General features: G+C 56.7%; 9 protein-coding genes. 7 read left to right on the top strand and 2 right to left on the bottom strand.

Annotation, left to right across the window (positions count from 1 at the left end):
• Nucleotides 1–9 precede the first annotated feature (9 nt).
• The 4 genes from C7820_RS23045 (at nt 10) to C7820_RS23030 (ending at nt 4,192) form a co-directional block, all read left to right on the top strand.
• Nucleotides 10–1,683: an ABC transporter substrate-binding protein gene (locus C7820_RS23045; RefSeq protein ID WP_116233008.1), complete on the top strand. Its 1,674-nt coding sequence runs from the start codon at nt 10–12 to the stop codon at nt 1,681–1,683.
• A gap of 16 nt (nt 1,684–1,699) precedes the next feature.
• A complete protein-coding gene (locus C7820_RS23040; RefSeq protein ID WP_116233007.1) occupies nt 1,700–3,073 on the top strand; it encodes an alpha-L-fucosidase in 1,374 nt (457 codons plus the stop codon).
• Nucleotides 3,074–3,279: 206 nt separating this feature from the next.
• Complete coding sequence (locus C7820_RS23035; protein ID WP_089549304.1) at nt 3,280–3,594, top strand: ArsR/SmtB family transcription factor; 315 nt, start codon at nt 3,280–3,282, stop codon at nt 3,592–3,594.
• Between the two features lie 103 nt (nt 3,595–3,697).
• Nucleotides 3,698–4,192, top strand: a complete 495-nt coding sequence (locus tag C7820_RS23030) for an SRPBCC family protein (protein WP_258875358.1) — start codon at nt 3,698–3,700, stop codon at nt 4,190–4,192.
• Between the two features lie 186 nt (nt 4,193–4,378).
• On the opposite strand, the gene C7820_RS23025 is transcribed toward C7820_RS23030, so the two are convergent.
• Nucleotides 4,379–5,224 carry an AraC family transcriptional regulator gene (locus tag C7820_RS23025; RefSeq protein ID WP_116233006.1) on the bottom strand — a complete coding sequence of 282 codons (846 nt, stop codon included), beginning with the start codon at nt 5,222–5,224 and terminating at the stop codon, nt 4,379–4,381.
• A gap of 275 nt (nt 5,225–5,499) precedes the next feature.
• On the opposite strand from C7820_RS23025, the gene melA reads away from it, so the two are divergent.
• Entirely contained in the window at nt 5,500–6,798 is a 1,299-nt protein-coding gene (gene melA, locus C7820_RS23020) for an alpha-glucosidase/alpha-galactosidase (protein ID WP_076173052.1), read from the top strand.
• 143 nt (nt 6,799–6,941) lie between these two features.
• Here melA and C7820_RS33545 read toward each other — a convergent pair whose 3' ends face one another.
• Nucleotides 6,942–7,109, bottom strand: a complete 168-nt coding sequence (locus C7820_RS33545; protein WP_181909166.1) for a hypothetical protein — start codon at nt 7,107–7,109, stop codon at nt 6,942–6,944.
• A 369-nt stretch (nt 7,110–7,478) separates the two neighbouring features.
• Here C7820_RS33545 and C7820_RS23015 point away from each other — a divergent pair, with 369 nt between their 5' ends.
• Both C7820_RS23015 and C7820_RS23010 read left to right on the top strand, forming a co-directional pair.
• The gene (locus C7820_RS23015; RefSeq protein ID WP_116233005.1) at nt 7,479–8,327 is read left to right on the top strand and encodes an SGNH/GDSL hydrolase family protein; all 849 of its coding nucleotides are present in this window, start codon (nt 7,479–7,481) and stop codon (nt 8,325–8,327) included.
• Nucleotides 8,328–8,864: 537 nt separating this feature from the next.
• Nucleotides 8,865–12,710, top strand: a complete 3,846-nt coding sequence (locus tag C7820_RS23010; RefSeq protein WP_258875357.1) for a discoidin domain-containing protein — start codon at nt 8,865–8,867, stop codon at nt 12,708–12,710.
• Nucleotides 12,711–12,744 lie beyond the last annotated feature (34 nt).

The following is a 12,744-nucleotide window of genomic DNA, read 5'->3' as shown; positions in this document are numbered from 1 at the left end:
ATGATCGGTGTGAAAAGAAAGTTCCTGTCTTTGCTACTCATATCCGCGGTCATGATCGGCCTGCTCGGCGCATGCGGCAGCGGGGATTCGGGGGGCGCGCCGGCGGCGGAGCCGGGTGCCGGTGAAGCGGTGAGCGATGCGGGCGTGTTCCCGATCGTGAACGACAAACTGACGCTCAAGGTCATGATCGGCGCCAATCCGGCCGTCGAAGATTTCAACACGAACGAATTCACCAAATACTTCGAGGAGAAAACGAATATTCATGTGGAGTGGGAAATCGCCACTGCCGAGAAGCTCAACCTGGCGCTGGCGAGCGGCGACCTGCCGGACGTCATTATGAGCATGAATGTCACGCCGGAGCAGCAGGCGCTGTACGGAGAACAGGGGGTCATTCTTCCTCTGAACGATTACATTGAGAAATACGGTCTGAATACGAAAAAAATGTTTGAGGAAAGTCCGCTGGTCAAACCGACGATCACCTCGGCCGACGGAAACATATACGCCCTGCCGGCTCCGAACGAATGCTACCACTGCTCCATGCGCCAGAAACTGTGGATCTACGAGCCGTGGCTGAAGGCGCTCAACCTGGAGATGCCGACCACAATCGATGAATTTTATAAGGTGCTGAAGGCGTTCAAGACCCAAGACCCGAATCAAAACGGGAAGGCCGACGAAATCCCGTTCTCGGGAGCGCCGCAAACGACGCAAAATTCGACCCTGACGACGAGCGTGGAAAACTTCCTGATGAACTCTTTCACGTTTGCACCGTATACGCGGATGTATGTGAATGATGAGGGCAAAGTCGACGTTCCGTTCGTCAAGGACGGTTGGAAGGAAGGGCTGGCCTTCCTGCACAAGCTGTACGCTGAAGGCTTGATGGATCCGCAATCGCTGACCCGGGATCCCGCGCAGCTCGTTCAGCTGGGGGAAAATCCCGACGTGCCGATTCTGGGCGCCGCCTCCGGCCCCAATATGAGCGTGCTCACCCAACTGAGCGGTGCTAGTGGCCGGTGGAAGGATTATGTCGCCGTCCCGCCGCTGAAAGGCCCGGAAGGGCTTCAGGTGACGCAGTACGATCCTTACCAGGTGGCTCCGGGGCAGTTCGTGATCACGAACAAGGCGAAGAATCCGGCAGCAGCCTTCCGTTTCGCGGACGCTCTGTACGACCGGGAAACGACGCTGCGCTCAACGATCGGGGAGCCGGATAAGGACTGGAGATGGGCCAAAGACGGCGAAATCGGATTAAACGGCAAGCAGGCGGTCTATAAAGACATGTCCCAATTCGGGGTGACGCAGAACAAGCACTGGGCGCAAACCGGCATCGCCTACCGTCCGAATTCGCTGCGCCTCGGCGCGGTGGAGGACAAGGAGAACCCGCTGGAATCGATCCTGTACAACGAGACGAAGACCAAATACGAGCCTTATCGTGTCAAGGTGGAGACGGTGCTGCCGCCGCTCAATTTTACGGTGGATCAATCGCAGGAGCTGGCTGACCTGTCTAAGACTATCTTCGATTACACGAACGAAATGATGGCGCGGTTCATTATCGGCGACGCCGACCTCAACGCCCAGTGGAACGAGTACCAGTCGACGCTGAAGAGCATGGGGCTGGACCGATACCTGAAGATCTACCAGGAAGCGTACGATGCGCGCAAATCCGTGACATCCGACACCCAATCGTAAGGAGGAAACTTCGATCATGACCGCTATTCAATCGCAAGCCTTTACCGTTCCGGACAAGTGGAAGTGGTTTACCGAGAGCCGTTACGGGATGTTTATCCATTGGGGGCCTTACGCGCAGTACGGGCGCGGGGAACAGGTGCTGTTCCGTGAGCATTTGGACCACAAGGAGTATGCGGAGCAGGCCTGCGCATGGAACCCGGAGCATTACGATCCCGAGCTGTGGGCCTATACGGCGAGAAAAGCTGGGTTTAAATATGCCTGCTTTACGACCCGGCACCACGACGGCTACTGCATGTGGGACAGCGCTTATACGGACTACTCCAGCACCAAGCAGGCTCCGCAAAGGGATTTTGTCCGTGAATACACCGAGGCCTTCCGCAAGGAGGGGCTGCGGATCGGACTGTACTATTCGTGGATCGATTGGCGGCTGCCGGCGTATTTCGATGGTCCGGCCAAGGATTCGGTGGGGTGGGAGAAGGTCCGTGCCTATCTTCACGCCCAAGTCAAAGAGCTGCTGACGAACTACGGAAAGATCGACCACTTCTTCTTCGACGGGGTGTGGCCGCGGAATGCAGATGATCTGCAGAGCGTGAGGCTGGTGGAGGAAATGCGGGCGCTGCAGCCGGATATTCTTATCAACAACCGGCTTGGTTATTCCGCCGCTCATGACGGGTATCGGGCCGACGGGGGCGTGGGTGCCGGCGATTCCGATACGCTTGGCGATTTCGGTACCCCCGAGCATGTGATCCATGCCGAGCAGAAACGGCTGTGGGAGTCGTGCCAGGTGACGACGTGGCGGCTCTGGAGCCATGTAATCGGCGAGCGGTGGCGTCCGGCGGACGTGCTGCTCGACATGCTCTGCGAAAGCGCCGAGAAAGGCGGCGGCCACGGGGGCAACCTTTTGCTCAACGTCGGCCCGGCGGCGGACGGTCAGCTCCCGCCTGAATTCGTGGAGCGGGGGCTGGAGATCGGGCGCTGGCTGGAGGTGCACGGCGAGGCGGTGTACGGCACGGACGGAGGCTCCGTCACCGAGTTTATCACCCGCGGACGGCAGACGACCCGAGGCAATAACTTGTATTTGATCATCCGGTTCTGGGACGGCCGCCCGGACATGAGGCTGGCCGACTTAAATACCCGGGTGAAGGGCGTCACGCTCCTGACCACAGGGCAGGAGCTCGCGTTCGAACAGAACGGCGATGAGCTGTGGATTCACGGGCTGCCGCGGGAGGCGCCGACGCGGCTCTTCCCGGTGATCCGCGTGGAATGCGAAGGCAAGCCCGAGGCGAATCAGTGGGGCAGGGAGCGGCTGTGGGAAGGCGATCCCGCCCGGGTAGCCGACTGGGCGCGCTTGCGGGGCACATCGGTATTCGCCGATGGGGCCGAGCGGTAGCTCAGCCGGATTTAACTAAAATGCAAACCCTGACCCTGTAACCATAGGGCCATCTCATACTAGGCAGCCGTGTGCTTTCCCTTGGAGCCTTTCTTCCGGGGAAGCACGTGCTGAGCCTTGGAGGGTTGGCCCTTTTGTTGTGGAAGAACGATTTGGTGTTACTATATTTCTTTACATTTATATAACCAAAAGGTAATATAATAAACATGAACACAGACAAACTGTTTGAAGCGTTATCCGAACCGAACCGGCGGAGCATTCTGGAATATTTGCGAGTGCGGGACCGTTCTGTGGGCGAGCTTGTGGAGCTGTCGTCCTTAAGCCAGCCGGGGGTGTCCAAGCATTTGCGGATCCTGCGGGAAGCGGGGCTTGTGACCGTCCGCAGCGATGCCCAGAAGCGGATGTACAGCCTGAACGCGAAGCCGTTGGAGCAGCTTGACGATTGGCTTGGGCCCTACCGCAGGTTCTGGTCCGGCAAGCTGGACGACCTGGAGCGCTTCCTCGATGAAGAAGAGCCCTGAGCAGGAAATACCTGCTTGCAGGGATATGGCAGAATTTAAGTTGGATTGGGTATTCTGACGGAATGACAAACTTTAAGGAGCATGCGAAAAAGGAGGATCAGACGTGAATTCCAATGAATTGGCCGTGGTTGAGCAGGACGAGCAGGGAACCCGTGTGCGGTTCGTGCGGCATTTGAAGCATCCGGTGGAGAAGGTATGGGCGGCGCTGACCGAGAATGACCAGCTGAAGCAGTGGTTTGCGGAGCTTCGCGTCGAAGATTTGCGTGAAGGCGGAGTCATCTCATTCGATATGCAGGACGGTACTTATGAAAAGTTTGAAATTTTGGAGCTGAAGCCCCTGTCGGTACTTGAGTATACCTGGGCGGAGGACCGCGTCCGGTTTGAGCTGTATCCCGAGCCGCAGGGCTGCCGCCTCGTCCTGATCGAGACGATCGTCCGAGTCACCGATCATACGCCTAAGGACGTTGCCGGATGGGATGTCTGCCTGGACGTTATCGAGGCACTGCTCGACGGCCGGACCATTGCTTCCCGGAAGGGCATCTGGGAAGAGAAATACGAGCAATACCACAATCGGTTTGCGGAGCTGCGGCAGGGATAAGCCCTGAGCGGCAGGCAACCGAGTTATACAGCCAAGGAGCCCCCAGTCTAATAGGACAAGAGGGCTTTTTTTGGCGTGGCATTGGCGTTGGGGACGATCTTCAGCCGGCGTTTCGGGCACCTCAAAGTGCACAGTCGATGGGCTGAAAGCCAGAGCCGGCAGTATCTTTGCAGAATGATCTGCTCCTCAGCTACCAGAGGAAATCTGCTGCTCCCGGTAGGATCGGGGCGAGCAGCCGATCGTTTTTTTGAACATTTTGGAGAACAGGAACGGGTCTGTGTAGCCGACCGAGCGGGACACGTCGCTTACCGACAGCTCCAGGTTGTGCAGCAGCACAGCGGCGCGCTTCATCCGGTACTCCAGCAGGAAAGCCTGCAGCGACACGCCGAACTGGTCCTTGAACAGGCCGGACAGGTATGTCCGGTCCAGCCCGACGGAACGGGCGATGTCCTGGATGCTGATCTTCTGGCTGTAGCTGCTCTCGATATAGCCGACAGCCTTGCGGACGTAGGCTTCCTTCGAGGTGGTTGGCCGCGGGGCTTCGCCGTTGTCACGGCAGTCCCGAATCAGCTCGCCCAGCAGCCCGTACAGGATGCCCTGGCTGAGCACGTCGCCGCCGGGTCCTTCCATCGCGGCGCGCAGCTGTCCGTAAAACCGCGGAAAACCGCCGTCCGGACCTGCCTCGTAGACTGGATGGGACGCATTCAGGTGGGCGCGCTGCAGGAGCGTTTTGGCCAGCACACCTTGAAAGCCGAACCATGTATACGTCCACGGATCCGACTCGTCGGCCGTGTATTGCACCAGCATATCCGGCACGATCAGGAATCCCTGTCCCGCGCCGAGCCGGTAGGTGGTGCCGCCGGTGGTGAAAGTCCCCGTGCCGCTGTGAACATAGTGGAGGATGTAGGCGTCCCGCAGTCCGGGCCCCCACGAATGGTTCGGCAGGCATTCCTCCATGCCGAAAAAGTGCAGGCGGAGATCGGTTTGGCCCTGCAAGGCGGGCATATAGTAGTCGACATTGATCCGGGTCATTTGCGCTCTGAGTCCCTCCCGTCTGTTTCGGAGCTGCCACTTCCTGATATTGCAAGAAAACGCGGTCTGTCTTCTATGAAGGTAAGTCGATAGACGTTTTTTTTACATTATAACAGGTAAAACGGCTGTAAAACGAGATGAAAGCGAATTCTAAAATGGGATTATGACAGGTATTGCAGGGGTTGCTCCATGTTATTTCCAGGGCCGGGCCTATATATTTAGGTCATGCGACGGGCTTGAAGAAAGCCAACATTTACGGGAGGGATTGAATCAATATGGCCAAAATTACGTTTATCGGTGCAGGCAGTACGGTATTTGTAAAAAACGTGCTTGGAGACGTCATGTCAACTCCGGCGCTGCAGGGGTTTGAGCTGGCCCTTTTCGATATCGACATGGAGCGGCTGAACGATTCGGAACGGCTCCTGAACAGCATCAAGGAGACGCTGGGCAGCACGTGCCAGATCAAGGCGTACACGGACCGCAAAGAGGCGCTGCGCGGCGCCAAATACGTCATTAACGCGATCCAGGTAGGCGGGTACGATCCTTGTACGATCACCGATTTTGAGGTACCGAAGAAATACGGCCTGCGCCAGACGATTGCGGACTCGCTGGGCATCGGCGGGATTTTCCGCAACCTGCGCACGATTCCAGTCATGCTGGACTTTGCGAAGGACATTCAGGAAGTATGCCCGGACGCCTGGTTCCTCAATTACACCAATCCGATGGCGGTGCTGACCAACGTCATGAACACCGTGGGCGGTGTGAAAACGGTCGGTCTGTGCCACAGCGTGCAGCACTGCGTATCCGACCTGTTCAGAACGCTCGAAATGGATCCGACCGGCGTGGAATCCAAAATCGCGGGCATCAACCATATGGCCTGGCTGCTCGAGGTCAAGAAGGACGGGGTGGACCTGTACCCCGAAATCAAGCGCCGTGCCGCCGAGAAGCAGAAGGAGAAGCATCATGACATGGTGCGTTTCGAGCTGATGCTGCGTTTCGGCTACTATGTCACGGAATCGTCCGAGCATAATGCCGAATACCATCCGTATTTCATCAAGCGCAATTATCCCGAACTCATTGAAAGATACAACATTCCGCTCGACGAATACCTGCGCCGCTGCGTTAACCAGATCAACGGATGGAAGGAAATGCGAGAGAAGCTGTTTGCGAGCGAAAGCATCGGGCACAGCCGTTCCAAGGAGTATGCATCCTACATCATGGAGGCGATGGAGACGAACCAGCCGTTCAAAATCGGCGGCAACGTCATGAACACCGGCCTGATCACGAACCTGCCGAAGGAAGCCTGCGTCGAAGTGCCATGCCTGGTGGATGCCTCCGGCGTGACTCCGACGTACGTGGGCGATCTGCCGCCGCAGCTGGCCGCGCTGAACCGGACGAACATCAATACGCAGCTGCTCACCGTGGAAGCGGCCGTCACCGGGAAAAAAGAGCACATCTACCACGCGGCCATGCTCGATCCGCACACATCCGCGGAGCTGTCCATCGACGATATCGTGGCGCTGTGCGACGATCTCATCGAGGCGCACGGCAGCTGGCTGCCTGAATTCAAATAAAGGCAAGCTGTGATGTAAAAAATGAACGGGCTTACCTCTCTCTGCTGCTTCGAGGCAGAGACGGGGTAAGCCCGTTTTTGCATTCCTTCCGGTAGTCCGGTTGGCGGACAGGCCCGGCGTTTCCCACCGATTAATTCCGTACATCAAAACAGCCATACCAGCAGGATGATCACGGCTACAATGGCTAGACCGATCAGCAGATTGACCAGGTTCCAGAGAAATCCGCGGCCGGCACCTTGATTTACCTTTTCATCGTGGCGCTTCTTGTGAATGTCGGGGTCATACTGTCCGGGAGGGTTGCGAAAATCCATAGCCATTCTCCTTTCGGTTGGAAATGATCCGGCCCTTGTTAGTGCCTGGCTCAGGCGACGGGAAGGGATATCCGGCACTTTTTCAATCGGTTGTTATTTATTATAACGTTTCCGGATGCCGTTTTGTTGGAAGATTTTCTAGCGCTTGGAAATATCACATTCTGCTTCTTGCCTACGTTGCCCTCTGGCTATTACTGATTGAGTCCGGCAAGTTACAGGATCTGCAAGGAGCTTTTCTATCATTGCTATTTCATATGAATAATTAGTGGCTTATCTATCATAAAGTATCCTACTTCGAAAGTTTTGGGCTGCCTTCGATGCTCCTATCAATATATCGAAGAAGTACCGTCTCATAGAGGAGGATTCAGATTGAAAAGAAACCGATTGTTTTTTGCTGAAAAAGGAACTACTCACTCCATCGTACTAAGCGCTCTCATTCCCGTGATTTTGATCATGGCCGCTTGCGGTTACTACGTCTTGAACAAGATCGAGCCGGCCGCACATGTTGTCGAAGCGGGAAGAACAGAGGCTCAACCGGTGCAGCGTACATATGAGCCCGACGAAGAAAAGACGAATGTGAAAATGAATGAAAAGGCGAAAGAAAAAAAGGATGACAAGACCGACAGCGAGGCGATCGCACCGAACAACAGAGCGGACAAGCCGGTTCAGGCCACGGAAGCAAAAGAGCCAGACGGGCGGCCGGCTGCAGCCGCAGCCAAGACCACTGATCCGCTGCCGCGTTCCGGCAAAGGCATCACCGCCATCGGCGATTCCGTCATGCTGGACGCCGCGCCTTTCCTGGAAAAGATGCTTCCCGGCATCGTCGTGGACGGCAAGGTCGGCCGGCAAATGCGTCAGGCAGGGGAGACGGTCGACCGGTTGAAAGCCCAGGGCCGGCTCGGCGACCGGATTATCATCGAGCTCGGCACCAACGGGCCTTTTAACAAAAGGCAATTAAAATCTCTGCTGCAGTCGCTGGGCAGCGACAAGCGGGTCCTGCTGGTGAATACGCGTGTTCCGAGGCAATGGGAGGCTGCCGTTAACAGGGATATCGCAGAAGTTGCCAATGAATTCAGCAATGCTGCGGTAGTAGACTGGTATTCGGCCAGCAAAGGCAACAATGGCTTCTTTTCCCGGGATGGCGTGCATTTGAACAGCAGTGGTTCGGAATTTTACGCTACCCTGCTTGTAAAGACTCTTATGGCATTCAACGAATAATTTATGTGCGCTCTGTGGTTTATCATTCCGACCGAGGTGATTTTTCAGACGCTTTGGGTAAGCCGAAAGTATATCAAGTCATGCGAAGACCGGTAAGGGGGACACCTTTTGCCGGTCTTTATGTTTTCCGTATGGTTGAATTCACCAAAATCATAGGAACAGACACAAAATGCTTACAAACACGCATCGTCATACGTAAGATTTTTCCAGTATAGTGAATGCGTAACTTGACATCTCCTTCCCAGAAACACAAATCCGGCACCAAGGCCCGGCCACAGACCCAACCATTTGTAGTGGTGGACTCTGCAGCAAACCAAAACCCCTTCGCATTCCAACAATTCGTCCAGCCTGTCTGCCCATACCATCCCATCCCGAGAAGGGCGTCCGAACAAACGCCAATATCCGTCCACGCTGCTAAGGAGGTGAGCTCCAGAAATTACCGGGTTCCCAGAAAAATGAAAGCGGTTTATTTTTAAAGACGGGGCAGTTCCTGTCGCAGGTAGTCCAGGTCCAAGTATCTCATTCAGGAGGATGATTATGACGGCTCACCATTTTCAGGCTTTACGGAAAACGGCGGCTCTGTATGCGCTGATCTTCGTGTTTCTCATTTCGCAGTTTTTTTATTCCCCGTCCTGGAGTTATGCAGAACCCGCGGGGGCTGTACCTGCCTCCGGGAGCCAGCAGCCAGGCGGCAGTGACACTCCGGATCCGGCCGGCGGTAAGGGCCCGGCTGATTCTCCGGGCGAGGCTGCAGGCTCCGCAGACGCGGGCAATCCGGCCGATGGAGCTGCGGATATACCGGCTGGAAGCTCTGCCGGTGGGCTGAATTCCGCTGAGCCGGCAGCAACGGCAGAGGGCGCCGCTGCGTCCGCCGAGCCGGGCAACTTGGCGGCGGGCAAAAGCATGAGCGCGAGCTCGTATACCCAGACCTACGCGCCGGCGAATGCAGGCGACTCCAATCAGGCTACATACTGGGAGAGCAATAATAACGCTTTTCCGCAGTGGCTTCAGGTTGACCTTGGCGGGTCCTACAATGTTAACAAAGTGGTCCTGAAGCTTCCAGTCAGCGGCTGGGAGAAGAGAAGCCAGACGTTGTCGGTCCAGGGCAGCGCGGACGGGGCAAACTTTACAAATTTGGCCGCCTCGCAGAGCTACACCTTCGATCCGGCCGGTAACAATACGGTGACGGTCAGCTTTACCGCGGCTCCTGCCCGATACGTCAAGCTGGTCTTTACGGCAAACTCGGGCTGGCCTGCTGGGCAGATTTCCGAGTTTGAGGTGTACGGCTCCGCCGCGGGTGGCGACACGCAGGCCCCTTCCGCCCCGGGAAACCTGGCCTTTACCGAGCCGGCTTCCGGACAGATCAAGCTGACGTGGACCGCTTCAGCGGACAATGTGGGCGTAACCGGATATGATATCTACGCGAATAACGCCTTGCGTGCGAGCGTTGCCGGCAGTGCTCTGACGTATACCGACAACCAGCCGGCATCGGCCACCGTCTCCTATTACGTCAAAGCCAAGGATGCTGCGGGCAACGTATCCGCGGCCAGCAATACCGTGACCCGAACCGGCACGGGTGGGGGCACTGGTACGAATCTGGCGCTGAACAAGCCGATCACCGCTTCCTCGAATGAATATATCTACGTGCCAGCCAATGCCAATGACGGCAGCCTGACCACCTATTGGGAAGGGGCCGCGAATGCATACCCGAACACGCTGACGCTCAGCCTGGGCGCGAATGCTAATATTTCGTCCATCGTGCTGAAGCTGAATCCGGACAGCGCTTGGGGACCACGCACCCAAACGATTCAGGTGCTGGGCCATGACCAGAATTCGACCAGCTTCACGAATTTGGTCTCCTCTGCGCAGTACAGCTTCAGCCCGGCGTCCGGCAACACCGTGACGATTCCGGTGACGGCTACAGCCAGCGACATCCAGCTGAAATTCACCGCCAACTCGGGTTCGACCGGCGGCCAAGTGGCGGAGCTGCAGGTCATCGGAACGCCTGCTCCGAATCCGGACCTGACGATCACGGGCATGTCCTGGACGCCGGCATCTCCGGTAGAGACAGATGCGGTCACGCTGACGTCCACGGTCAAAAACGTGGGGACGGCTTCCTCCGGAGCAACAACGGTGAACTTTTACCTCGGCACAACCAAAGTCGGTTCCGCATCGGTGGGCGCTTTGGCGGCAGGAGCTTCCACGAACGTAACCCTGTCCATTGGCGCCAAAGACGCCGGGAGCTACCAATTGACCTCCAAGGTGGATGAAGAAAAGTCGGTCATTGAGCAAAACGAAGACAATAACGCCTTCACCAATCCATCCCCACTGGTGATTGCACCGGTATCGAGCTCCGATCTGGTAGCTTCTTCGGTGACCTGGACGCCGGGCAACCCTTCGGCCGGCAACACGGTGAACTTTACGGTGACGGTCAAAAATCAAGGGATGGCCGCCTCGGCGGGAGGCGCTCATAATATCAAGCTGACGTTAACCGATGCGACGACCGGTGCGGTGATCAAGACCTTGACCGGCTCGGTCAGCGGCGTCATCGCCAGCGGGGCTTCGGCTGCACCGGTCAGCTTAGGCAGCTGGACAGCGGCGAATGGGAAGTATAACGTCAAGACGGAAATCGCCGTTGACGGCAACGAACTGCCCGTGAAGCAGGGCAACAACGTCACAACGCAGTCCTTCTTTGTTGGCCGCGGCGCGAACATGCCGTACGATATGTACGAGGCCGAAGACGGCGTCGTTGGAGGCGGCGCGGCAATCGTCGGTCCGAACCGGAACATCGGCGACCTCGCTGGCGAGGCTTCGGGACGTAAAGCCGTGACGTTAAACAGCACGGGCAGCTACGTTGAGTTCACGACCAAAGCCAATACGAACACGCTGGTGACCCGGTTCTCCATCCCGGATGCACCCGGGGGCGGCGGTATCGATGCGACGCTGAATGTGTACGTTAACGGTACTTTCGCCAAGACGATCAATCTGACGTCGCGCTACGCCTGGCTGTATGGCGACGAAGCGAACCCGAGCAACAGCCCGGGAGCCGGTGCGCCAAGGCATATTTATGACGAGGCCAATATCATGTTCGACAGCACCATCCCGAAAGGCAGCACGATCCGGCTCCAAAAGGATGCGGCCAATACGACGAACTACGCGATCGATTTCATCAGCCTGGAGCAGGTTGCGCCGATTCCGAATCCGGATCCGGCCAAATACGCGGTGCCGGCCGGCTTCACGCATCAGGACGTGCAGAATGCGTTGGATAAAGTGCGAATGGATACGACAGGCAATCTGGTCGGAGTATACCTGCCGCCGGGAACGTATCAGACCTCGAACAAATTCCAGGTCTACGGCAAGCCAATTAAAATCGTCGGCGCCGGCCCATGGTACACCCGCTTCGTGGCACCGGCGAACCAATCCAACACGGATATCGGATTTACGGCCAATTCGACGGCTAACGGCTCCACGTTTGCGAACTTTGCCTACTTTGGCAACTATACCTCACGTATCGACGGTCCGGGCAAGGTGTTCGACTTCTCGAACGTGGCGAACATGACGATCGACAACATCTGGACCGAGCACCAGGTGTGTATGTACTGGGGAGCCAACACCGATTACATGACGATTACCAATTCGCGCATCCGCAACACGTTTGCTGACGGCATCAACATGACCAACGGCAGCACAAACAATCTGGTGCGCAACGTCGAAGCGCGGGCTACCGGCGACGACAGCTTCGCACTGTTCTCGGCGATCGATGCAGGCGGGGCGGACGAAAAGGACAACGTTTATGAGAACCTGACGTCGCTCTTGACCTGGCGTGCCGCAGGCCTCGCCGTCTACGGCGGATACGCCAACACCTTCCGGAACATTTACATTGCCGATACGCTGTGCTACTCGGGCGTAACGATCAGCTCGCTGGACTTCGGCTACCCGATGAACGGCTTCGGCGCATCACCGACGACCAATTTCGAGAATATATCGATTGTCCGGGCCGGCGGGCACTTCTGGGGCCAGCAGACCTTCCCGGCGATGTGGCTGTTCTCGGCATCGAAAGTGTTCCAGGGCATTCGGGTAAGCGACTTGGATATCGTGGACCCGACCTATCACGGCATCATGTTCCAGACCAACTATTTTAACGGACAGCCGCAAAATCCAATCAAGGACACCATTTTCACGAACGTTACGATTTCCGGAGCACAGAAGAGCGGTGACGCATTTGACGCCAAGTCCGGCTTTGGCATCTGGGCCAACGAAATGCCTGAGCAAAATCAGGGGCCGGCGGTCGGATCGGTGACCTTCAACAATCTGAAAATTGTGAACACGGCCACGCCGATCAAAAACAATACGTCGACCTTTACCATCAACGTGAATCCTTGATATCAAACGTTATGTAAAGTTAAAAAAAGACGTA

It is taken from the genome of Paenibacillus sp. VMFN-D1 (assembly GCF_003386155.1).
Taxonomy (GTDB): domain Bacteria; phylum Bacillota; class Bacilli; order Paenibacillales; family Paenibacillaceae; genus Paenibacillus_AQ; species Paenibacillus_AQ favisporus.
This window is presented reverse-complemented; position numbering and strand designations above follow the sequence as displayed.